The 21947-nt window shown below is 45.8% G+C and carries 17 protein-coding genes; 8 read left to right on the top strand and 9 right to left on the bottom strand.

All coding sequences use genetic code 11. The features are described from left to right. Nucleotides 1-6 precede the first annotated feature (6 nt). A complete protein-coding gene (locus IL_RS07350) occupies nt 7-2232 on the top strand; it encodes an NADP-dependent isocitrate dehydrogenase (RefSeq protein ID WP_011234679.1) in 2226 nt (741 codons plus the stop codon). 134 nt (nt 2233-2366) lie between these two features. After that, nucleotides 2367-2837, top strand: coding sequence for a hotdog fold domain-containing protein (locus IL_RS07345; protein ID WP_011234678.1), 471 nt, complete (start codon nt 2367-2369; stop codon nt 2835-2837). On the opposite strand, the gene IL_RS07340 is transcribed toward IL_RS07345, so the two are convergent. The 3 genes from IL_RS07340 to IL_RS07330 form a co-directional block, all read right to left on the bottom strand. After that, a complete protein-coding gene (locus IL_RS07340; RefSeq protein ID WP_011234677.1) occupies nt 2827-4143 on the bottom strand; it encodes a M24 family metallopeptidase in 1317 nt (438 codons plus the stop codon). The genes IL_RS07345 and IL_RS07340 overlap by 11 nt on opposite strands. Nucleotides 4144-4209: 66 nt before the next feature. Then, on the bottom strand, nt 4210-5772 hold the full coding sequence (locus tag IL_RS07335) for a peptide MFS transporter (protein ID WP_011234676.1): 1563 nt from the start codon (nt 5770-5772) through the stop codon (nt 4210-4212). A gap of 118 nt (nt 5773-5890) precedes the next feature. Continuing rightward, entirely contained in the window at nt 5891-6658 is a 768-nt protein-coding gene (locus tag IL_RS07330; protein ID WP_011234675.1) for a TerC family protein, read from the bottom strand. A gap of 161 nt (nt 6659-6819) precedes the next feature. Between IL_RS07330 and IL_RS07325 the strand changes: the two genes are divergently transcribed. The 6 genes from IL_RS07325 to IL_RS07300 all read left to right on the top strand — a co-directional run bounded on the left by IL_RS07325 (nt 6820) and on the right by IL_RS07300 (nt 13732). Further along, entirely contained in the window at nt 6820-7509 is a 690-nt protein-coding gene (locus IL_RS07325; protein WP_011234674.1) for a GntR family transcriptional regulator, read from the top strand. Beyond that, nucleotides 7506-8384 carry a methylisocitrate lyase gene (gene prpB / locus IL_RS07320; RefSeq protein ID WP_011234673.1) on the top strand — a complete coding sequence of 293 codons (879 nt, stop codon included), beginning with the start codon at nt 7506-7508 and terminating at the stop codon, nt 8382-8384. The genes IL_RS07325 and prpB overlap by 4 nt, the downstream gene beginning before the upstream one ends. A gap of 99 nt (nt 8385-8483) precedes the next feature. After that, complete coding sequence (gene prpC / locus IL_RS07315) at nt 8484-9608, top strand: bifunctional 2-methylcitrate synthase/citrate synthase (protein ID WP_011234672.1); 1125 nt, start codon at nt 8484-8486, stop codon at nt 9606-9608. An 83-nt stretch (nt 9609-9691) separates the two neighbouring features. Then, nucleotides 9692-12286 carry a Fe/S-dependent 2-methylisocitrate dehydratase AcnD gene (acnD, locus tag IL_RS07310; protein WP_011234671.1) on the top strand — a complete coding sequence of 865 codons (2595 nt, stop codon included), beginning with the start codon at nt 9692-9694 and terminating at the stop codon, nt 12284-12286. A gap of 12 nt (nt 12287-12298) precedes the next feature. Beyond that, nucleotides 12299-13477 (top strand): 2-methylaconitate cis-trans isomerase PrpF, encoded by a 1179-nt coding sequence (gene prpF, locus IL_RS07305; protein WP_011234670.1) that lies wholly within the window; start codon nt 12299-12301, stop codon nt 13475-13477. Continuing rightward, a complete protein-coding gene (locus IL_RS07300) occupies nt 13478-13732 on the top strand; it encodes a hypothetical protein (protein ID WP_011234669.1) in 255 nt (84 codons plus the stop codon). 16 nt (nt 13733-13748) lie between these two features. On the opposite strand, the gene IL_RS07295 is transcribed toward IL_RS07300, so the two are convergent. The 6 genes from IL_RS07295 to IL_RS07270 all read right to left on the bottom strand — a co-directional run bounded on the left by IL_RS07295 (nt 13749) and on the right by IL_RS07270 (nt 21872). Continuing rightward, nucleotides 13749-14363, bottom strand: coding sequence for a hypothetical protein (locus IL_RS07295; RefSeq protein WP_011234668.1), 615 nt, complete (start codon nt 14361-14363; stop codon nt 13749-13751). 222 nt (nt 14364-14585) lie between these two features. Next, on the bottom strand, nt 14586-16553 hold the full coding sequence (locus tag IL_RS07290) for a methyl-accepting chemotaxis protein (RefSeq protein ID WP_237699331.1): 1968 nt from the start codon (nt 16551-16553) through the stop codon (nt 14586-14588). A 120-nt stretch (nt 16554-16673) separates the two neighbouring features. Continuing rightward, on the bottom strand, nt 16674-17420 hold the full coding sequence (locus IL_RS07285; RefSeq protein ID WP_011234666.1) for a 3'-5' exonuclease: 747 nt from the start codon (nt 17418-17420) through the stop codon (nt 16674-16676). 3 nt (nt 17421-17423) lie between these two features. Beyond that, a complete protein-coding gene (locus IL_RS07280; protein ID WP_011234665.1) occupies nt 17424-19277 on the bottom strand; it encodes a DUF294 nucleotidyltransferase-like domain-containing protein in 1854 nt (617 codons plus the stop codon). A gap of 71 nt (nt 19278-19348) precedes the next feature. Continuing rightward, complete coding sequence (locus tag IL_RS07275) at nt 19349-20971, bottom strand: BCCT family transporter (RefSeq protein WP_034821243.1); 1623 nt, start codon at nt 20969-20971, stop codon at nt 19349-19351. A gap of 292 nt (nt 20972-21263) precedes the next feature. Further along, complete coding sequence (locus tag IL_RS07270; protein ID WP_011234663.1) at nt 21264-21872, bottom strand: outer membrane protein; 609 nt, start codon at nt 21870-21872, stop codon at nt 21264-21266. Between the last annotated feature and the right edge of the window lie 75 nt (nt 21873-21947).

The following is a 21947-nucleotide window of genomic DNA, read 5'->3' as shown; positions in this document are numbered from 1 at the left end:
ATGACTATGTCGACTGATAAAGCAAAGATTATTTATACTGAAACGGATGAGGCGCCACGTCTTGCAACCTATTCGTTTCTGCCTTTTATTGAAGCATTTACTAAAGCTGCAGGTGTTTCAGTTGAGACTCGTGATATTTCTTTGGCTGGTCGTATTATTTCGCAGTTTCCGGAGTACCTGACCGAAGAACAACGTCAGTCAGATGCTTTAGCTGAACTGGGCGAAATGGCGAAAACCGCAGAAGCCAATATTATTAAGCTGCCAAACATCAGCGCGTCTATTCCGCAGATGACGGCCTGCATCAAAGAACTGCAAAACCAGGGCTACAAACTGCCGGACTACCCGTTTGACCCACAAACCGATGAAGAAAAAGACGTTCGTTCACGTTACGACAAAGTGAAAGGCAGTGCGGTCAACCCGGTATTACGTGAAGGTAACTCTGACCGTCGAGCACCAAGCGCTGTAAAGAATTACGCTAAGAAGCACCCGCACCGTATGGGTGAGTGGTCTAAAGACTCCAAATCACACGTTGCTCACATGAATGAAGGTGACTTCTACGGTAGCGAAAAATCTGTGACATCTGCCAGCGAAGATACCTTCAAGATTGTTTTTGAAAGTAATGGTGAGCAAAAAGTACTGAAAGAATCTGTACCAGTATTGGCTGGTGAAGTAGTTGACGCGGCGACTATGAGCAAAAAGCAACTACAGGCGTTCTTTGAGAAAGAAACGGTAGCGGCAAAAGAGCAGGGCGTGCTGCTGTCATTGCACTTGAAAGCCACCATGATGAAAGTTTCTGATCCAATCATGTTTGGTCACGCGGTACGTGTTTTCTATAAAGATGTTTTAGAAAAACACGCCGATTTAATGAAAGAGATTGAGTTTGATCCAAGCAACGGTATTGGTGACCTTTACAGCAAGCTGGACAAACTGACAGCAGAGCAGCGCGATGCTATTGAAGTAGACATGAACGCGGTTTACGCGAAGCAGCCTGAACTGGCTATGGTCAACTCGCATAAAGGCATCACTAACCTGCACGTTCCTAGTGACATTATCATCGATGCATCTATGCCAGCGATGATCCGTGATTCTGGTAAAATGTGGGATACCAACGATAGCCAGCAAGACGCAAAAGCAATGATCCCGGATCGCAGCTATGCTGGCGTTTATCAGGAAACCATCGACTTCTGTCGTGAAAACGGTGCCTTTGATCCGGCAACTATGGGCACAGTGCCTAACGTTGGCTTAATGGCGCAAAAAGCAGAAGAGTATGGTTCGCACGATAAGACGTTTGAAATTCCTGCGAACGGAGTGGTGAAAGTTTTCAATAAAGCCGGTGATGTCGTTTTCGAACACAAAGTAGAAGAAGGTGATATCTGGCGCATGTGTCAGGTGAAAGACGCACCTATCCGCGACTGGGTTAAGCTAGCGGTTAATCGTTCACGCTTAAGCGGTATGCCGGCAGTATTTTGGTTAGACAGCAACCGTGCCCACGATGCTCAATTGATTAAGAAAGTGGAAGAGTACTTAAAAGAGCACGACACTGACGGTCTGGACATTCAGATTATGGCACCGGTTGAAGCGACTCGCCACACGTTACAGCGTGTGAAAGAAGGCAAAGACACCATTTCTGTTACCGGTAACGTATTGCGTGACTACCTGACTGACTTGTTCCCAATTCTGGAACTGGGCACCTCAGCGAAAATGCTGTCAATTGTTCCATTAATGAACGGCGGTGGTTTGTTTGAAACCGGTGCCGGCGGTTCAGCGCCTAAACACGTACAGCAGTTTGTTGAAGAGAACCACTTACGCTGGGACTCTTTAGGTGAATTTTTGGCGTTAGCGGCTTCTCTCGAGCACTTAAGCCGTACTTTTGATAACAAACGTGCTTTAGTGTTGGCCGACAGCTTAGATCTGGCAACAGCTAAGTTCCTGGAAGAAAACAAATCGCCATCGCGTAAAGTTGGCGAAATTGATAACCGTGGTTCACACTTCTACCTGGCTATGTACTGGGCAGAAGCACTGGCTAACCAGAACGAAGATGCCGAGCTGAAAGAACGTTTCAGTAAGTTGTTTGAAAAACTGTCTGGTAACGAGCAGGCGATTATCAATGAGCTGAACGAAATTCAGGGCGTTAAAGTGGACATTGGTGGTTACTATCAGCCAAACACAGATAAAGTATCTGCAGCAATGCGTCCATGTTCAGTACTAAATGAAACACTTGGCAGCTTATAATTTACATAGTGTAAGCTAAGCTCTAACTATAAGAAGCAGGCTGCGGCCTGCTTTTTTTATATCTGTATTTTTTGTCTGTACATTAGTACATTCTGAAACAAGGTTTTTATTAACAAAGGTCTGGAGTAACGATTTTGGCAACTGGCAACTACCTAATTAATTTATACGAACGCTGCTTAAAACTGCCTTTTGGGCGTAAGATTTTCTCTGCAATGTTTGCCCGAAAAGCTCCTTACTTTAAAACAATTAAGCCGCTTATTACCGAATTAAAACCGAACTTCTGCCAGCTGACGTTTAAGAAGCGAAAGGCGGTACAGAACCACATAGGCACCGTGCATGCCATTGCTGTGTGTAACGGTATGGAAATGGCGATGGGGGCATTAGCCGAGGCGTCGATTCCTAAACATCTGCGTTGGTTACCGAAAGGCATGAACGTGCAGTATCTGGCGAAAACTGAAAGCGATGTGACCATAGAAGCATCCAGCTCAGAGTCCACCTGGCAACCGGGCGACCAGCCTATATCCGTAGAAGCCAAGCGTAGCGACGGCACGGTTGTAGCCGCCGGGCACATTACTATTTATGTTTCAGAAAAGCCTAATCGATAAGATGAAAGGACTGTTGTCTGCCGTTTAAGTAGCTAACTCCGTCACCATCAAAAAATGCATCCTCTTCCAGCATGATGGTGACGGCTTTATCCTTGAATGTGGTTTTGTTATTTAGTTCTATAGAATAAGCCGTATTAGAAAATAACGGGTATTCTCCTCCACCTGGTATTGCGTGCTGTTTGTCCCACATACCAATGGTTGGCCCTGATCCATGGCCGTAATAACCAATAGGGTGAGTATAAATCATGGGCTCCAGACCTTCGCTTCTGGCTTCTTCTAATGCGGCGAGCAAAATGTCATTGCCTGAACGTGTCTCTTCAAACTGTTTGGTCAAAATATCCTGTAGCTGATTAGCATTGATTAGTGCTTGTTTTAGGGCTTCAGGAGCGTCTGACTCACCTTCTTTTAAAACATAGGCATGTTGCTGAGTATCGGTATTTAAGCGCAGGTAGGTAATGCCAAAGTCCACGTGCAATAAGTCGCCCGGTTGTATGACGATTCCGGTTGAACGCGGATGCCCGGGTTGAGGGTCATCGATACGCTGCACACTCACGGAAGGATGGAACCAAACGGGCAGGTTCTCTTGTGCAGCACGCTCACGGAACCACCATTGAAGGTCTTCTGTGGTGGTCTCACCAACCGAGATTACTTTGTTTGAAAACCCCTCGGCGATAATCTGGTGCGCAAGCTTAACGGCATTACGATAATAGGGCAGTTCTGCTTCTATTCGTTTTTCAAGCCAGGAGACGGCAAGCGGCTCTGCACTGACCATTTTATCTTTTAAATTGTCAGGTAAAGCGGCCATGAAAAGCTCTTTATCCGTTGCTGTAATCCCGTCGGCCTGAGCGAAGTCTTTCGATTGATTAATTGCAATAGAACCTGGGTTACGCTCGGTAATGACTTCCGTCAGGCGTTGCCATTGATTAGGTTGTTGCTCTGGGTTCCAGGCGCTTTTAAATACCTCACCAACGTTATAACGGGCTATTGCTAAGGTTTCCAGATTCTCACCATTGCCCGGCTTATGGATAACTAAGATGGTTCTTCGTCTTGCAGATAACCAGTCGCTGGGCAGAAAGGTTTTAAGAATTGGATCTTCGTTGTACTCGCGACTTATTAATACCCACATATCAATGTCATTTTGTTGCATTAACTCAGGGAGTAGTTGCTGTACTCGTTTCTGAAGAAGATCATCAATAACCTCTGCACGTTGTTTAAGAGGTAGGGGGGTTATATTTTCAGCAAACAGATTAGCGGAAAAGGCAGTACTGCAAGTTAGGCCGGCGAGGAGAATGATGTTTTTTAGCATAGTGCTACCGATATTAAAAAAGGGACCTGAAGGTCCCTTTCTAGCAGTTTTTTACAAAGAAGTGAATTATGGTTTGCCGACAGGCTCATTAGCATCAATGACAGCACCTGGGTGGTCATCATTGTCAGCATTATCGTCGTCAGGTGGGAGTTTTTCCCATTTACGGGTAAACAGAGCAAGTACAAATACAATAGCACCAACAGTGACACCAAATAAGAATATGGTCCAGAATAGCTCAGGCATCGCCGCAGGATTTTCAGGATCTAACCCGCCAGCAAGAATACCGGCTACGACGTTACCGACAGAGTAGGTGAGTACAAATATCCCCATCATCTGACCGGCCATGCGTTTGGGTGATAACTTACTGACAGCACTTAACGCGACTGGACTTAAGCACAGCTCACCGACGGTATGAATAAAGTAAACGGCAACCAGCCAATAAGGAGCTACCTTCAATCCACTGGCAGCCGCTTGAGAAGCAAAGAACATGACGATGAAACCGGTGGCCATAATGATGAGACCAATCGCACTTTTGAAGCCATACGACGGGTTAATCATGCGTTTGCTCAAATTAATCCATAGCGCTGCAAAAAATGGCGACATGATGACCAGAAAAATTGAGTTAAGCATTTGGAACCAAGTCGTGGGGATCTCAAAGCTTCCTACCATTCGGTCTGTTAAGTCACGAGCAAACAGGTTAAATGAAGAGCCCGCTTGTTCAAAACCTGCCCAGAACATGGTCGATGCGATACACACTAGAAATAGTGCTCCCAGTCGCTTCATTTCATTTTTGGTTAGTTTACCGAATAAGAAAATACTAGCGTAATATCCGAAGAAAATAACCGTAAATACAATAGCAACATTACTGGCGACAACGATGGGATCAATAATAATAATGCCATTTAATGCAAGTGCTGTAATGATTGCTAAGCCCGCTAACAGTACCCCGATAACGATCCAGCTGCGTTTCATTCCGGCAGCGCTTAGAGGTTTAGGAGGTTTTGCCCCCACACCTTTTAGCTTTGGTAAGGTTAATCGATACTGAATAAGGCCCAATGCCATACCAACTGCTGCAGCACCAAAGCCCCAGTGATAACCCGCTTCTACTTGCAAATAGCCTGTTACCAGATACCCAATGATGGAACCAAAATTAATACCCATGTAATACAGGGTATAGCCACCATCACGTCGATCGTCATTGGGACCGTAGAGCTGTCCAACCATTGCTGTGATGTTTGGTTTTAATAAGCCAGTGCCCAGAACGACTAAAATCATGCCGATAAAAAAGCTGGCTGTACTTGGTATTGCTAAAACAATGTGACCTAACATAATCACAATGCCGCCATACCATGTCGCTTTTTGCCCACCTAATAAACGGTCAGATATCCAGCCGCCGGGCAGGCCCATAAAGTAAACGGCACCAGTATATAAACCATAAATAGCTGTGGCAGAGGCTACCGTTAAAGCTAAACCACCTTCTTGTAAGCTTGCGGTCATAAAAAGAACCAGCAATGCGCGCATACCGTAGTAACTCATGCGCTCCCACATTTCGGTAAAAAACAGGGTTTGTAAGCCCCCTGGTTGTCCGAAAAAACTTGCGTCTTTGTCGACTATTTTTGTTGGATCCATTGTTATTATCCGTTTAGTTATTGAAACTTTGGTCCTGTTCGACTTTGGTATAAGTCAAAAAAAGTGGCGTTACTTTACTAGCGACCGCCGTGAAATAAAACCGAAAACGATGAAATACTCAATTTTTAGGATGTTTATCTCCCGGTATACCCTTGCGCAACTCCACTGGTTTCGGCTTTTTGCGGTTAGATCGTATTTTAAGATTGAGCATTTCAACTGCAAGAGAGAACGCCATAGCGAAATAGACATAGCCTTTAGGTACGTGAAATCCGAATCCTTCGCCAACTAAGGTCATGCCTATTAAAATTAAAAAGCTAAGAGCCAACATTTTAATGGTCGGGTGTTTGTCGACAAAATCGCTGACCGACTTTGCTGCCACCAACATGACACCTACCGAAATAATTACGGCAATGACCATAACACTTAACTGTTCAGCCAGGCCAACAGCTGTAATGACTGAATCCAGCGAAAAAACAACGTCCAGAATGGCTATCTGTATAAGAATGCCGATAAAAGAAGCGGCGACAGGGGATTTTTCTGTTTGCGAATCACCTTCCAGTGCATGGTGAATTTCTAACGTGCTTTTTCCAAGAAGAAATAAACCACCTAACAGCAAGATTAGATCGCGCCCTGAAATTTCCTCTGCAAAGATACTGAATAGCGGATCGGTAAGAGTCATTACCCATGTTAGGGAAAAGAGCAGGAGTAACCGCGTGCCCATAGCCAGACCTAAGCCTATGGTGCGGGCTTTGTCTCGTTGATGCTCAGGTAGGCGCCCAACTAAAATGGAAATAAAAATGATGTTATCAATACCCAGCACAATTTCTAACGCGGTTAAGGTTGCCAGCGCAATCCAGGCTTCTGGCATGGTAATCCATTCGAACATGTTGATCTCTGTAGTCCTGATAAAGTGATAGTTGCTATATTGAAAGGTATTAGTGATAAAAACAATCGATTTTAGATTGTCGACAATTTAATTTAGTTCGCCTTGCAAATATCGGTTTTTTCGTGGAAAATAGCTAAATCAATAATTACTGTCGACAATTAATGCAAATAGTCAGCCCTTTAGAACGTTCCGCCATTACTTCATCAGACCGCGTTTTGTTTGAAATACAGCGCGCTATTGTCGAAGGAGATATTGCGGCGGGTTGCAAAATTAGCGAACCGGAGCTTGCCCGGCGTTTCAATGTCAGCAGAGCGCCATTGCGTGAAGCTTTAGCCAGACTTGAGCGTTGCCATCTTATTGAACGAATTCCGAATGCGGGTGCCAGAGTGGTTACCCTGTCTCTGGAAGGATTAATTTCGTTATATCAAATACGGGAAGAGCTTGAAGGCCTGGCCTGTCGTTTAGCGGCAGAGCAAATGCCCGACAATGAAATTGACGAGTTAAGGCAGCTTTTAGATAAGCATCTGCAAACTCAGCGGGTTCGTGAAGGTGAGAGTTACTATCAGGAAGCCGGTGATTTAGATTTTCACTATCGCATTATACTAGGCAGTAAAAATCAGTATTTAATTAATATGCTTTGCGACGAACTCTACTATCTTGTCCGTATGTATCGAGTACAGATGGGTATGAATGGCCCGAGAGTTTCGCGCGCCTTCGATGAACATAAAGCCATTATTAATGCTATTGCTAATCGCGATGGTGAATTGGCCGATCTGCTAATGCGCCGGCATATTGGCGCGTCTCGTAAAAACATTGAATTACGGTTACAAACAGAAAAGGAAACATCATGACTCATATGACAAGCCCGGGTGCTAAGTTGCGCCAAGCTATTGCCGACGAAAATCCTTTACAGATTGTTGGCACCATTAACGCCTACACAGCAATGATGGCAGAAAAGGTTGGGCACAAAGCGCTATACCTGTCTGGCGCTGGGGTAGCGAATGCGTCTTTCGGTTTACCTGACTTAGGCATGACCTCGTTAAATGATGTTTGTGAAGACATTCGCCGTATTACTGCAGCAACCGATCTCCCTTTGTTAGTTGATGCTGACACAGGCTGGGGCGGCGCTTTTAATATTGCCCGTACCGTTCAGGAAATGACACGTGCCGGTGCTGCCGGAATGCACATTGAAGACCAGGTGGCTCAAAAGCGCTGTGGCCACCGCCCAAATAAAGAAATTGTGACGCAGGAAGAGATGGTTGACCGAGTGAAAGCAGCCGTAGATGCACGTATTGACGACCAGTTCCTTATTATGGCGCGTACTGATGCACTACAACAACAAGGTCTGGAGGCCGCTATTGAACGTGCACAGGCTTGTGTGGATGCCGGCGCTGATGCCATTTTTGCAGAAGCCGTTCATACGCTTGATCAATATAAAGCCTTCACCGAAGCCTTGAATGTACCGGTTCTGGCCAATATCACTGAATTTGGCGCTACGCCATTGTTTAATAAACAGGAGTTAGCTGATGTTGGGGTGGAAATTGTTCTTTACCCCTTAAGTGCATTCCGGGCAATGAACAAAGCCGCACTTAACGTCTACAATAGTATTTTAGAGAACGGCGATCAGAAAGCCGTCATTGATGACATGCAGACTCGCGCAGAGTTGTATGACTTTTTGAACTATCACGATTTTGAAGAAAAGTTAGACCAATTATTTAAAAAGTAGCCTGACATTTATGTCAGGTGAGATATCGTTCCTGACGTAAACGTCAGGCTACGAGCGATGGCAGATATCAAATACAAAAATTAAGAAGGGAACAACATTATGGCAGAGAAGAAACTAAGTGGCGCAGGTTTGCGCGGACAGTCAGCCGGCGAAACGGCACTATGTACTGTTGGTAAAAGCGGTTCAGGTTTAACCTACCGTGGCTATGACATTTCTGAACTGGCGGAAAAAGTCAGTTTTGAAGAAGTGGCTTACCTTTTAGCGAAAGGCGAGTTGCCGAATAAGCAACAGCTAACAGACTACAAAAAGCGCTTGAAGTCGCTGCGTACTTTACCTCAGGAAGTTAAAGACGTACTTGAGCGTATTCCAAAATCAGCGCATCCAATGGATGTTATGCGTACCGGTTGTTCTATGCTGGGTAACCTGGAAACGGAAGAAAGCTTTGATGAAGCGGATGATCACATCGAACGTTTGCTGGCGACTTTCCCGGGTATCGTACTGTACTGGTACCGCTATACTCACGACGGCGTGCGTATTGATACCGATTCTGAAGAAGAGTCTATTGGTGCACACTTCCTGCGCTTGTTACACGACAAAGCACCTTCAGAGCTGCACGCAGCAGTAATGAACACTTCGTTAATTCTTTATGCTGAGCATGAGTTTAACGCATCAACCTTTACGGCTCGTGTTTGTGCTTCAACCTTGTCAGATATTCACTCTTGTGTGACCGGTGCCATTGGTTCATTACGCGGGCCACTTCATGGTGGTGCAAACGAAGCGGCAATGGAGCTGATTGAGGGCATGAAAGACGCTGACGATGCCGAGCAGAAACTGAAAGGCATGCTGGAACGCAAAGAGAAAATCATGGGTTTTGGTCATGCCATTTACCGTGATTTTGATCCGCGTAACGACGTGATTAAAGCCTGGTCTAAGAAGCTGTCGGAAGAAGTGGGTGATAGCCGCTTGTACGACGTGTCTGTGCGTTGTGAAAAAGTCATGTGGGACGAGAAGAAATTGTTCCCGAATGCGGATTTCTTCCATGCATCGGCTTATCACTACATGGGTATTCCAACCAAATTGTTTACACCAATCTTTGTTATGTCGCGTGTGACCGGCTGGACCGCTCATGTGAAAGAGCAGCGTGCAAACAACCGTATTATCCGCCCAAGTGCCGATTATACAGGCCCCGAGCCGCGTAAAGTTCCGGCTTTAGAAGAGCGTTAATCTGTTCTTCGACTGATAAATAGTACAGGAGCAGTCATCTACTGCTCCTTTTTTCGTTTAACCATGACGATAAGTGGTAACTCATGACTTCATACCGTAAAAAACTCGCTGGTACTACGCTCGAGTACTTTGATACTCAAGCCGCTGTAGATGCGATTGAACCGGGTGCCTATGCGCGCCTGCCTTATACTTCCCGTGTATTAGCTGAAAACTTAGTCCGTCGCTGCCCGGCGGATATTCTGACGCAATCGTTAGAACAGTTGATTTACCGCAAAAAAGAACACGATTTCCCATGGTTCCCGGCACGCGTTGTCTGTCATGATATTTTAGGTCAGACAGCCTTAGTGGATTTAGCCGGATTGCGTGACGCCATTGCTGAAAAAGGCGGGGACCCCGCCAAAGTGAACCCTGTGGTACCAACCCAGTTGATTGTTGATCATTCACTGGCCGTTGAGCATGCAGGTTTTGATAAAGACGCTTTTGAAAAAAACCGGGCTATTGAAGACCGTCGTAACGATGACCGTTTTCACTTTATTAACTGGACCAAAACGGCTTTTAAAAACGTTGATGTCATTCCTCCCGGCAACGGCATTATGCACCAGATCAACCTGGAGAAAATGTCCCCGGTAGTTCAGGTACGTGACAATGTCGCTTTTGTCGATACCTGTGTAGGTACTGACAGCCATACGCCAATGGTTGATGCCTTAGGTGTTATCTCTGTCGGTGTTGGTGGCCTGGAAGCGGAAAGCGTTATGCTGGGGCGTGCATCTTATATGCGCTTGCCTGACATTATTGGCGTTGAGCTGAGCGGTAAACTGCAACCGGGTATTACCAGCACGGATTTAGTGTTGGAAATGACCGAGTTCTTGCGTAAAGAGCGTGTCGTTGGCGCCTACCTGGAGTTTTACGGCGAAGGTGCAGAAGCTTTAACCGTTGGCGACCGTGCAACCATTTCTAATATGACACCGGAATACGGCGCGACTGCGGCCATGTTCTATATTGATGATCAAACTATTGATTACCTGAAACTGACCGGTCGTGACGATGACCAGGTAGAATTGGTTGAGCATTTTGCCAAAGAAACCGGATTGTGGGCCGACAGCTTAAAGTCTGCCGAATATGGCCGAGTACTTAAGTTCGATTTATCGAAAGTTAAGCGTAACCTGGCCGGGCCTTCGAACCCGCATTCGCTGCTACCGGCATCGGAACTGTCGGAGCGTGGTGTTGCGAAGCACATTGAGAACCCGGAAGAGGGCAAAATGCCTGACGGAGCGGTGATTATTGCGGCTATTACCAGCTGTACTAATACCAGTAACCCACGCAATATGATTGCGGCTGGCCTTATTGCCCGTAACGCGAACAAGTTGGGGTTAACCCGTAAGCCATGGGTGAAATCATCGCTGGCACCGGGATCTAAGACGGTCAAAATGTATCTGGAAGAAGCTGAATTGTTGCCTGAGTTGGAAGATTTAGGCTTTGGCGTGGTGGCGTTTGCCTGTACCACCTGTAACGGCATGAGTGGTTCTTTAGATCCGAAGATACAGCAGGAAATCATTGACCGCGACTTGTTCTCCACAGCGGTACTATCCGGTAACCGTAACTTTGATGGCCGCATTCACCCATATGCTAAGCAGGCGTTTTTGGCGTCTCCACCATTGGTCGTAGCCTACGCCATAGCGGGTACCATTCGTTTTGATATTGAGAAAGACGTATTGGGCATTGACCCTGACGGTAATCCGGTAACGCTGAAAGACATTTGGCCAAGCGACGAAGAAATTGATGCCATTGTGAAACAGAGCGTTAAGCCTGAGCAATTCCGTAAGGTGTATGACCCGATGTTTGACCTGTCGGTGGATTACGGCGAGAAAAACAATCCGCTATATGACTGGCGCCCGCAAACCACTTATATTCGTCGTCCGCCATATTGGGAAGGCGCATTAGCTGCAGAACGTACCATGAAGGGCATGCGCCCGTTAGCCGTGCTGGGTGATAACATCACCACCGACCATTTGTCACCGTCAAACGCCATTATGGCTGACAGTGCGGCGGGTGAGTATCTGGCGAAAATGGGTGTGCCGGAAGAGGATTTTAACTCTTACGCAACGCATCGTGGCGACCATTTAACAGCGCAGCGCGCGACCTTTGCTAACCCGAAACTGTTTAATGAAATGGTGAAAGGCGAAGACGGTAAAGTCATTCAGGGCTCGCTGGCACGCATTGAGCCGGAAGGTAAAACCGTGCGCATGTGGGAAGCCATTGAACACTATATGGAAAACAAACAGCCGCTGATTATTGTCGCTGGTGCAGACTACGGTCAGGGCTCGTCACGCGACTGGGCGGCAAAAGGTGTGCGCTTAGCGGGTGTTGAAGTCATTGTTGCCGAAGGTTTTGAGCGTATTCACCGTACCAACTTAATTGGTATGGGCGTATTACCGCTGCAGTTTGAAGAGGGCACTACACGTAAAACGCTGAATATTGACGGCACTGAAACCTTTGATGTGAAAGGTACACCTGAGGCCGGGTCTAAGCTAACGCTGGTGATTCATCGTGCCAATGGTGACAGTGAAGAAGTGCCGGTACAGTGCCGCTTAGACACCAAAGAAGAAGTGTCAATTTATGAAGCCGGCGGTGTGCTGCAACGTTTTGCTCAGGACTTTTTAGAAGCAGAAGCAAGCTAAGGAGTTCTAATAATGAAGCAGAAACCACAAATTAAAATTCCCGCCACCTATATGCGTGGCGGGACCTCGAAAGGCGTATTTTTCCGTTTGCAGGACTTACCCGAACCGGCACAACAGCCGGGTGCTGTGCGTGATGCCATGCTGATGCGTGTAATCGGTAGCCCGGATCCTTATGCCAAGCATACCGACGGTATGGGAGGTGCGACCTCGAGTACCAGCAAAACGGTTATCGTCTCTAAAAGTGAGCAACCAGGCCATGACGTAGACTACCTGTTCGGTCAGGTGTCTATTGATAAGCCTTTTGTCGACTGGAGCGGAAACTGCGGGAATTTATCTTCGGCAGTAGGACCATTTGCTATTGCTAACGGTCTTGTCGATGCTGAGCGTTTACCTGAAAACGGTGTGTGCGAAGTGCGCATCTGGCAAGCCAATATTGGCAAAACCATTGTCAATAAAGTGCCTATGGTTAATGGCGAAGTGCAGGAAACCGGTGACTTTATTCTGGACGGTGTCACCTTCCCGGCGGCTGAAGTTCCGGTGGAGTTTATGGACCCGTCTGCCGACGGCGAATCCATGTTTCCGACCGGTAACTTAATCGATGATTTAGAGGTTCCTGGCATTGGTACATTAAAAGCTACGATGATTAATGCGGGCATCCCGACCATTTTCCTCAATGCGGAGGAAATTGGATACGACGGTACTGAGTTGCAGGAAGTCATTAACGGCAGTCCTGAAGCACTGGAGCGCTTTGAAACCATCCGTGCCTATGGTGCGGTGAAGATGGGCTTGATTGACGACATTAGCGAGGCGGCTAACCGGCAACACACGCCTAAAGTGGCTTTTGTGGCAACGCCAAAAGACTACACCGCATCCAGTGGCAAGGTCATTAAGGCCAACGACATTGACTTGCTGGTAAGGGCGATGTCGATGGGAAAATTGCATCACGCCATGATGGGCACTGCTGCTGTTGCTATCGGCACTGCTGCAGCTATTCCAGGTACAACCGTTAATTTAGCCGCGGGCGGTAAAGACCGTACTATGGTGAATTTCGGCCATCCTTCAGGTACCTTGCAAGTAGGCGCTGAATGTAAACAGGTGAATGGTCAATGGACAGCCATTAAAGCCATTATGAGTCGCAGTGCCCGAGTGTTAATGGAAGGGCAGGTGTGTATTCCGGGGGACGTTCTTTAAGTGGAAAAAGCCACGCAAGTCAAGTTACTCAAAATTGCCATGATCACCGGCATTACCCTAATTTTGTTAGGGCATGTTGTGCTGGCTGTGACTATTGGCAACGATGATATTGATTTTCGTGGCTATATTTTGGGGGCAGCGATGAATGCTGTTGGCGTTATTCTGTCGCTGCCCACCAAAATTTATCTCACTCTGGTGCTAATGGAAAAGGAAGAAAAAAGTAATAAAAATACGCACTGGAGCGATATTAATTAGTTTTACTCGGCAAACCTTAGTCCGCGTATCCCCATGGAGTAGCTGGTGTTTCAACCGGCTCCGTTAAGTCAAAGTCCACCCGAAACTCGCGACCTTCTCTAACCAAACGATACGTAAAGGTATTGTCGTGAATGTACATTTGCCAGGTGTTTGTATTTGATTGCGGGACGCCAAGTTCAATAAATAACTCTTTAGAATAGGCATCTACAGGAAAGGATTGTGCAGTTGCATAGCCCTTGTCAGTGGTATGTCCGCCATACATAGTTAACGGATCATAGTTGCCGTCAGGTTTACGGTGATCGTGTTTTAGGCTAATACCGGAACCTGTTTGGGTTAATATCCAGGTGCGCGAGTGGTTGTCTCCGACATGAAAAGGGATTTCGATTCGTTGTTCACCACACTTACGAACGTGCATCACTAAGTCACCTTCGAACCCTTCTGACGTTGGCGTATCGACTGTTACCTCGCCTACATAAGAATTACCACAAAGCTTGTTTATAGCAGCAAAAAACTCAGCCTGAGCCTGAGTTGAAACCCTGGGAGCTGGTTTAATCACTTGATCCTGAGCGATCGAGGTATGAGATAATGCTGTTCCTAAAAGTAAAGTAAGCATGGAAAGCCGGATTTTCATTATTGTTACCTTTTTGCTTTTTATAAAACCAATTTCTGATGTGGTTTTTTTGAGACTAAGAGAGCAAGGGTGATATTAATTAGCGTCAGAGTCCAGACTTTTTACTTAACTTCACACGCGTTGAATTAAACAAGAAATTACCCGCAGACTCTTTTCTGAGCGGCCTGAGAACAGAAAGCCCGACAATAAAAAAGTCAGGCCTTATAGTCATTGAGGTAACAATTAAGCGGTTTTAAACTCCATCGCTAAATCTTGTAATTCTCTGGCCGATTTAGCCTGTTCCTCGGTTACGCTCTTAATCTCCTGCGAGCCTGTCAGAATAAGAAGCGACGCTTCATTAACTGACTCCATATTGTTGGCAATATCTTTTGCTACAGCAACTTGCTCTTCAGATGCGGTCGCTATTTGAGTCGACATTTCGGAGATACTATTTATGTCCTCAGATATGACTGCAAAAGCCTGTTCTAGCTCTCTGGCTTGCTCCTCTGTTGCTGTGGCTATAGATTTACTTTCATTCACATCTTTATAGGCGGCATCTGATAGCTGCTGAAAACCGGTCAGCATTTCAGAAATTTCATTGGTTGAATTATGAGTCTGGCTTGCTAATTTTCGCACCTCGTCAGCCACAACTGAAAAACCACGACCATGTTCGCCTGCGCGAGCGGCTTCGATTGCAGCATTTAGCGCAAGTAAATTAGTCTGGTCGGCGACATTTTGAATAACGTCAATAACGCGATTAATGTTAACGCTGCGTTCCTGCAATTGACTAATTACTTCGCCTACATTTCCTATCGCAGAAGCTAAGGCTCTGACACTGTTGATACTTTCGCGAACAGCGGCTTCACCTTTGTTTTTGCTGTTGATGGAACTATCGGCAGCATCGACAACGCGTTGAATATTCTCGCTAATTTCTGATGCGGTAGCGCTCATTTCTTCAGTGGCAGTAGCGACCTGTTCGGTTTGTTTTTGCTGACGGGTTATTTGCTCCGAGTTTTGCGAAGCAGTAGAGCTTGTTTCTTCGGTTGCCGTGGCAAGCTGAACACTCATTTGATCAATTTTATTCAAAGAAGCGTTAAACTTCTCCAGCAACTGGTTAAAAGCCGAACCAATATTCCCCAGTTCATCCGTTGTTTTACTTGAAACTTTCCGGCGTAAATCTTTGTTTTTCATTACAAAGTCTATGCCTTCGAGGAGCTCTCTTACCTGGCTGTATATTCCTTTCAGAATAAAGAACGTGAGTACTACAATCGCCAGGATAAAAGCAGAAATCAGAATAACTAACAGCCACAACTGGCTTAACGTTTCGCTTGCTGTTGCTATAGAGGATTCACTAACGACTTCGAGCACCGCCTGATTCGCTTTATTGATTCTGGTGATATATTGAGTACTGAGTTGGAACCATTCCATACCACTCAGTTGAGAAAAAACATCGCTTTCCAGAAGCTGCTCGCGTGTGGCTTTTACTTTAGCCAGCTGAGACGAATTTATCAGTTCTTCTATCAGCGGTTTTAACGACTTATTCGCGGCATAGAAGGCGTTATCCAATAGCGCATGCTGTTGTCCGGACAAACTTTGCAGTTTAGCCAGTTCTTTCGTATTGGCTTGTCCGGAGGCTAAATAAGCAGCGACAGACGCTCGTTCTTTTCCTGCCGCTTCGGCTGTATTTGCTATTAAAGAATAGGTGCTGAGTTCCCGCGTAATTTGCGAATTTGAGGACTCAGCAATGACATCGTCGACAACACTAAGTAATGAGCTTATGGCTTGAGTATAAAGGTTCACCATTTGCTGGCGATCCATTTGGCGGCTGTCTATTTTACCGCGCCACTCATCCAGTTTATTGTTTTGTACAGCTTCAATTTTCTGCTGAATTTTCTTTGAAAAAGTTATTTCAGCTGCAATATTTTGTGTTTTAGTTAAGAACTGGTTAATAAATTGATCCAGCTCATCGCGCTGCCGCTGTAAATTGTCTACATTATTCTGACTGAAGCCAGAGGCCATAGTCAGTGCTGAAAGACCACGTTCACGTTGTAAGGCCCCAACCACGGGAGCACTGGCAACGGTTAAATCAGTTAATAATTCAATATGGTGTGCTTCTGAGTAACGCTGATATGTCGAAACTAAGTTCGTTACCGCAAGAAACATCATCATAAATAAGGGGGGAAGCACCAACAACAGTAGTTTGTTGCGCATTGATAAATTGCCCAGCCAGTTCATATTTGCCCTCGATTCGCCTAAGCCGAAATTGAATATTATATTTCGGCTTAGGCGCGACAATCGCTCACCTTTAAGGCGTACCTCCCAACGAGTAGATCAAGGCAGCCAAATCTCACCAAGTGGGGTATCTGGCTCAAAGTGATAGGCTATCTGAGCCTGCAGAAGTTCCGCACATGCCAGTGCGTCAGTTAACGCATTATGCGGCGGATAAAAAGGTAGGTTATAGCGGGTACGACTGTCCGCAAGGCGAATTGATTCCGGTTTTTTTCCAAGTAGTTTTTGCCAGAAGGATAACGGTTTACGGTGGAATCGAGCTTCAATTTCCATTGTATCAATAAGCGGAAACTGGATGTTTTCGTGCAGGCGTTCTTTAATTCCCCGTTGCAGGAAAGGGCGTTCAATGCCGTGGTAATGAACAACCCAGACTTTTCCGGCGACAAGCTCCAGTAGCTCATCAATAATACTTTCTAAATCGGGGGCGTGTTCAATTTCGCTATGAGTAATACCATGTATAACGACGGATTCATCCGTAAGACTGCGTCGTGGTTTAACAACCCAGCTTTTTGCCTCTGAAAATAAAATCCGCTCTGTGGTCATAGGTATTGCGGCGATGCTGACTATGCCATGCTGTTCAGGATCTAAGCCCGTGGTTTCAAAGTCGACGGCAACCATGGGCGTTTTATTAATGGGCGTATCCGGCGAACTGATGCCCTGACTGTAATACCGTTTAAGCGCCTGAGAGTGGCTCAGCTGTTCTAAGGTTTCAAATTGTTTGGGCCAGTCAATGTTCTTAGATTTTCTGGGCTTTTGTTTTTGTTTGTTTTCCGGGGCAAGATAAAGCATTGCCTAGCCTCCCGAGTAACGGTAACGCAAATATTTTTGTGCGTTACTTAGAATTTGAAAGGCGTCTTTTAAGTTTTTACGCTCAAAATGAGATAAGTCTTCCGGAGCAACGTTATTGTCAGGCACTTCACCCGCCGAAATGGCTAACGCCTGATGTCGAATTCTCACCATAGAAATTAATTCCAGAGCATCACGTAAATCTGGTCCGCGACCTTGTGGCAAAATTTGTGAATCAATAATGTCTTCAAGACGAGTAAAGGAATTGCGCTGTGATGAAGCAATGGCCAGAGCATGAACACGGATCAAATCTGCAACAGGGCCGGTGCCGCGACGTTTGGTATTGATGCTGTCACGGTGTTTGCCATCTTTTTCCATGACAAAGTCTTTAAAAAAGCCCAGAGGGGGCGTGCGGTTTAGCGCATTACGTGCCATAGAGCCTAAAAACCGTTTATTTCCTTTGGCTTTTTTTCGTATCAGTGAATTGAGCTCATCGGCGAATTTTTGTTGCCCCCAGACGCCGTCCAAATCAAAAAATATGGAGGAGTGCAGCAGCTTTTCCGGTGACGGGTTTTCAATCCAGTCGGTAAAGTAGTTTTTCCACACTTTTAACGGTTGTCGCCAGGCATCGGTGGTGGCCATAATGCCGCCCGTACAATAGGTATAGCCGCAGGCATTTAAGCCGTCGGCCACAAAGCCCGCTAACTCTTTAAAGTAGGCATCGTGCTGTTTGGGATCAAAATCGTCGTGTAAAACCATAGCGTTGTCCTGATCCGTGACAATACTTTGCTCGTCACGTGCCATTGAACCCAAAGCCAGGAAACAGTAGGGCACCGGTGGCGGTCCGAATTTCTCCTCGCCAAGCTCTAAAAGCCGCTGTTTGAACGAACGACCAATGGTAGCCATTGCCGAACCTATCATCCGCGAGTTCGCATCTTCGTTAACCATGCGCACAAAACTGGCGCGGACACTTTCTGCAAGTTCGGTTAGCTCTTCAATAGAGTTTTGCTTAAAAATACCACTGACAATAAACAGAGTACTTTTTGACTCATGCTGTGCCACATCCGATAAAGCTATGACACCTACAACCTGACCTTTTTTCAGCACCGGCAAATGGTGAAGGTTGGTTCGCATCATTATCAACAAAGCTTCGAACACGCGGTTATTATGCTGAACAAATGTCAGGTTCTCGGTCATTATAGAAGACACAGGATGGGTGCTGGAGCGGTTTACCGCCAGAACACGTTTGCGCAGATCTTTGTCCGTTATAATGCCCACCGGAAGATGCTGTGTTTCATCGATAATAAGTAGTGATGATACCTTTTCATCTGTCATTTTAGCGGCTGCATCATGAATGCTGGCATTCAAATCAATAGAAACCGGCTCACGCGTAATGATTGTATCGACGGTTGCAGAAAGCGATTCATTACGATTTTCCTGCTCTTTTACTGCTTGATTTATGCGCCTGTGCCCTTCAACTTCAACTGCGTCGGCAAAGCTGTCATATTCATCGAACAAGCGATTAAATAAACTGCCGGGAATAAAGTAGATAAGCGTATCTTCTAGTGCTTTGACGGGGTAGCGAACACGACCTTTACGCAGTAAACCCGCTTCACCAAAAAAACCACCTTCGCTTAAACGATTAAACAGGTCGCCGTTACGGTTGTAGGTTTCTACTGAACCGTTCCTAATGACGTATAAATCAGAAATTGACTCATTATATTCAAGTACTTGAGAGCCGGCTTTGAAATAGCTGATTTCAGTGTTTTTGGCAAGCTCAACAAGTTCGTCTTCAGGTAACTCATTGAAAGGAGGGAAACGACGTAAAAAATTCAGAATTTCCAGATGTTCGGCTTCCATAATTGTACCTGTTATAGCAAAAGCGGCGCTTCAGCGCCGCTTTTAAATGGGTAAGGAGCTTTCGCTAATAGCTACTTAGCAGGTTTACCAACTCTTGGCTCGGAACGCAATCCCTGAACGACTGCAAAACAGGAAGCCAATAAAACAATGGTAAACGGTAAGCCTAAGGATAAGGACATTGCCTGCAGGGCAACGAGACCACCGCCAAGTATCAGCGCAATTGCGACTAACCCTTCAAACGTACACCAGAATATACGCTGAGGTACCGGTGCTTCAACTTTACCGCCTGCGCTTATGGTATCGATAACCAGCGAGCCTGAATCAGACGAGGTAATGAAAAATACCATAACCAGAATAATACCCACAAACGATGTTACTTCTGTCCAGGGCAAGCCTCCCAGCATAATAAACAGTTTGAGTGAAAGCTTTTCACTGGCTATTTGCTCAGCTCCCGCAACGAATTGCTCTATTGCCGCGGTACCGAATACTGTCATCCAAAATACGCAGGCCAGAGAGGGTATCAGTAATACAGAGATTAAGAACTCACGCACTGTACGGCCTCTTGAAACGCGGGCAATAAACATACCTACAAAAGGTGACCATGCAATCCACCATGCCCAGTAAAACGATGTCCAGCCTTGAGAGTAACCCAGGTCTTCTCGTCCAACCGGATTTGACAGGGCTGGGAGGTTAACAATGTAATTGTAAAGGTTTTCCGCGAAACCGGTGAAAATAGCTACCGTCGGGCCGACAATAATGACAAACAGCATCAGAATAGCCGCCAGTGACATATTCACTTGCGATAGTCGCTGTACACCTTTTTCCAGGCCTGCAAGAACTGAAATTAATGCGATAGCGGTTATCCCCATAACCAGCAGCACATCGGTGGTATCACCTTCAGCCCAGCCGAATAAAAAGTTTAGTCCTGCTGCCGCCTGAGAAGCACCCAGTCCAAGTGATGTTGCAAGACCGAATAAGGTTGCCAGTATTGCGATAATATCAATGATATGTCCTGGCCAGCCCCATACGCGCTCGCCCAGAATTGGGTAAAAAATAGAGCGTATTGTTAATGGTAAGCCTTTGTTGAAAGAAAATAAGGCTAAACCTAAAGCAAGAACGGCATAAATAGCCCATGGGTGCAGAGCCCAGTGAAAAATGGTTGCAGCCATGCCTAATTTTATTGCTGCAGCCTGGTCACCGCCAGCACCGCCAAGAGGTGCTGAGTCGGTACGAATACCATCCGCGTTAAACTCAGTTCCACCAAATGCAGCACTAAAATGAGTAATCGGCTCAGAGACACCGTAAAACATGAGTCCAATACCCATGCCTGCGGCAAACAGCATTGAAAACCAGCCCAGGTAAGAAAAGTCGGGGGTTGCTTCAGTGCCGCCTAAACGCACGTTCCCTAATGGTGAAACAATTAAGAATAGACACAGAAGCACAAAAATATTAGCTGCACCAATAAAGAACCAGTCCAAATTAGCGGTTAACCAATTTTTTGTACTTGTGAATACCGGCTCCGCCTGATTCTGGAACATTAAAGTAATCACCACAAAGGCGACGATCGCAAGTCCGGAGATAGCGAATACGCGGTTATGGAAATCCAGACCAAAAGGTCCTACTTTCATAACAACGTTATCTTGTCCTACTTGGTAATCCGTATCGATTGGATTGACTTCACCGTCAGGAATCATTGGGTCGTCGGCTTTGCGCTCGCGCTCGAGGTCTTTGTCACCGCGGAGCACTTCCTCTTCTTTTTTATTCATTTGCTCTCCCCTGTATAAAAATAGGTACTCTTACGCTTTAAATTTAAGCGTTTATTCTAAATTTACTAATAGAGTATAGAGAGCTACGGAGGTTTCTTAAAGTTAGATCGGTTTTTTGCAGTAAAAATAATGAATTAGAAAAATTAAAAATATTGGAGTGGTGTGCTGGCGTGTCTCTATAGAAGTTGGCACGCCAGCGTTTAAGCATTTAGACTGAGAGTTAGAAGCTGTACCGGACTGTTGCGGCGACAGTATCGACGTCCTGATCGATTTCATCTAAATCGTAGAGTTTATAACCAACACCAAGAGAGAGGTTACTGGTTAAGTGAAAGAAAGCTGAAGCGTCATAACGAATACCATTTTCGTCATCAATGTCCAGATAGTCAGCTTTCACCGACAGCTCAAAAAAGTCGGTGATCATTGAACGAATGCCAACGCCGGCTCCGTATCCTGATTCATCGAAAGATTCTGAGCCAAGGGCGTCTACTGAACCAACAAGTTCAAGCTTTTCGTATGTAACTGTGGCGAAGACGTCGGTCGACTCTGTGATACCGTGATTAAAGCCGATACCTGCATTAAGTGAATCTAAATCAACATCACCGAGATCCGATTCATCACCAACGGAGTCGAAATTGGCCAATACAAAAATTGAGTCACTTAATGAAAGCGAGCCGGCTACGGCGTAACCATCCATTGTAATGTCTTCGTCGATAGGCGTTTCAATATCGGTTTCTATGTAGGAGGCCTGAATTTTATCCCAGTTAGGAGAGTCGGCAAACGCGCTAGTTGAAGTTCCAATCAATGCAATTGCAATTAATGTTTTCTTCATAATGCTTCCTTAGTTGAGAGTAGTTATTCAAAAAAGTAACCAAGCGGTTATCTCTCTTTAAAGCTAGCTACACCT

Source organism: Idiomarina loihiensis L2TR (assembly GCF_000008465.1).
Classification (GTDB): Bacteria; Pseudomonadota; Gammaproteobacteria; order Enterobacterales; family Alteromonadaceae; genus Idiomarina; species Idiomarina loihiensis.
This window is presented reverse-complemented; position numbering and strand designations above follow the sequence as displayed.

What these genes read in the sequence shown, in the direction of transcription:
- IL_RS07350 (WP_011234679.1), top strand. Translation starts at nt 7, where the DNA reads ATGTCGACTGATAAAGCAAAGATTATTTATACTGAAACGGATGAGGCG.
- IL_RS07340 (WP_011234677.1), bottom strand. Translation starts at nt 4,143, where the DNA reads ATGCTAAAAAACATCATTCTCCTCGCCGGCCTAACTTGCAGTACTGCC.
- IL_RS07335 (WP_011234676.1), bottom strand. Translation starts at nt 5,772, where the DNA reads ATGGATCCAACAAAAATAGTCGACAAAGACGCAAGTTTTTTCGGACAA.
- IL_RS07330 (WP_011234675.1), bottom strand. Translation starts at nt 6,658, where the DNA reads ATGTTCGAATGGATTACCATGCCAGAAGCCTGGATTGCGCTGGCAACC.
- IL_RS07325 (WP_011234674.1), top strand. Translation starts at nt 6,820, where the DNA reads ATGCAAATAGTCAGCCCTTTAGAACGTTCCGCCATTACTTCATCAGAC.
- prpB (WP_011234673.1), top strand. Translation starts at nt 7,506, where the DNA reads ATGACTCATATGACAAGCCCGGGTGCTAAGTTGCGCCAAGCTATTGCC.
- prpC (WP_011234672.1), top strand. Translation starts at nt 8,484, where the DNA reads ATGGCAGAGAAGAAACTAAGTGGCGCAGGTTTGCGCGGACAGTCAGCC.
- acnD (WP_011234671.1), top strand. Translation starts at nt 9,692, where the DNA reads ATGACTTCATACCGTAAAAAACTCGCTGGTACTACGCTCGAGTACTTT.
- prpF (WP_011234670.1), top strand. Translation starts at nt 12,299, where the DNA reads ATGAAGCAGAAACCACAAATTAAAATTCCCGCCACCTATATGCGTGGC.
- IL_RS07295 (WP_011234668.1), bottom strand. Translation starts at nt 14,363, where the DNA reads ATGAAAATCCGGCTTTCCATGCTTACTTTACTTTTAGGAACAGCATTA.
- IL_RS07290 (WP_237699331.1), bottom strand. Translation starts at nt 16,553, where the DNA reads ATGCGCAACAAACTACTGTTGTTGGTGCTTCCCCCCTTATTTATGATG.
- IL_RS07285 (WP_011234666.1), bottom strand. Translation starts at nt 17,420, where the DNA reads ATGCTTTATCTTGCCCCGGAAAACAAACAAAAACAAAAGCCCAGAAAA.
- IL_RS07280 (WP_011234665.1), bottom strand. Translation starts at nt 19,277, where the DNA reads ATGGAAGCCGAACATCTGGAAATTCTGAATTTTTTACGTCGTTTCCCT.
- IL_RS07275 (WP_034821243.1), bottom strand. Translation starts at nt 20,971, where the DNA reads ATGATTCCTGACGGTGAAGTCAATCCAATCGATACGGATTACCAAGTA.
- IL_RS07270 (WP_011234663.1), bottom strand. Translation starts at nt 21,872, where the DNA reads ATGAAGAAAACATTAATTGCAATTGCATTGATTGGAACTTCAACTAGC.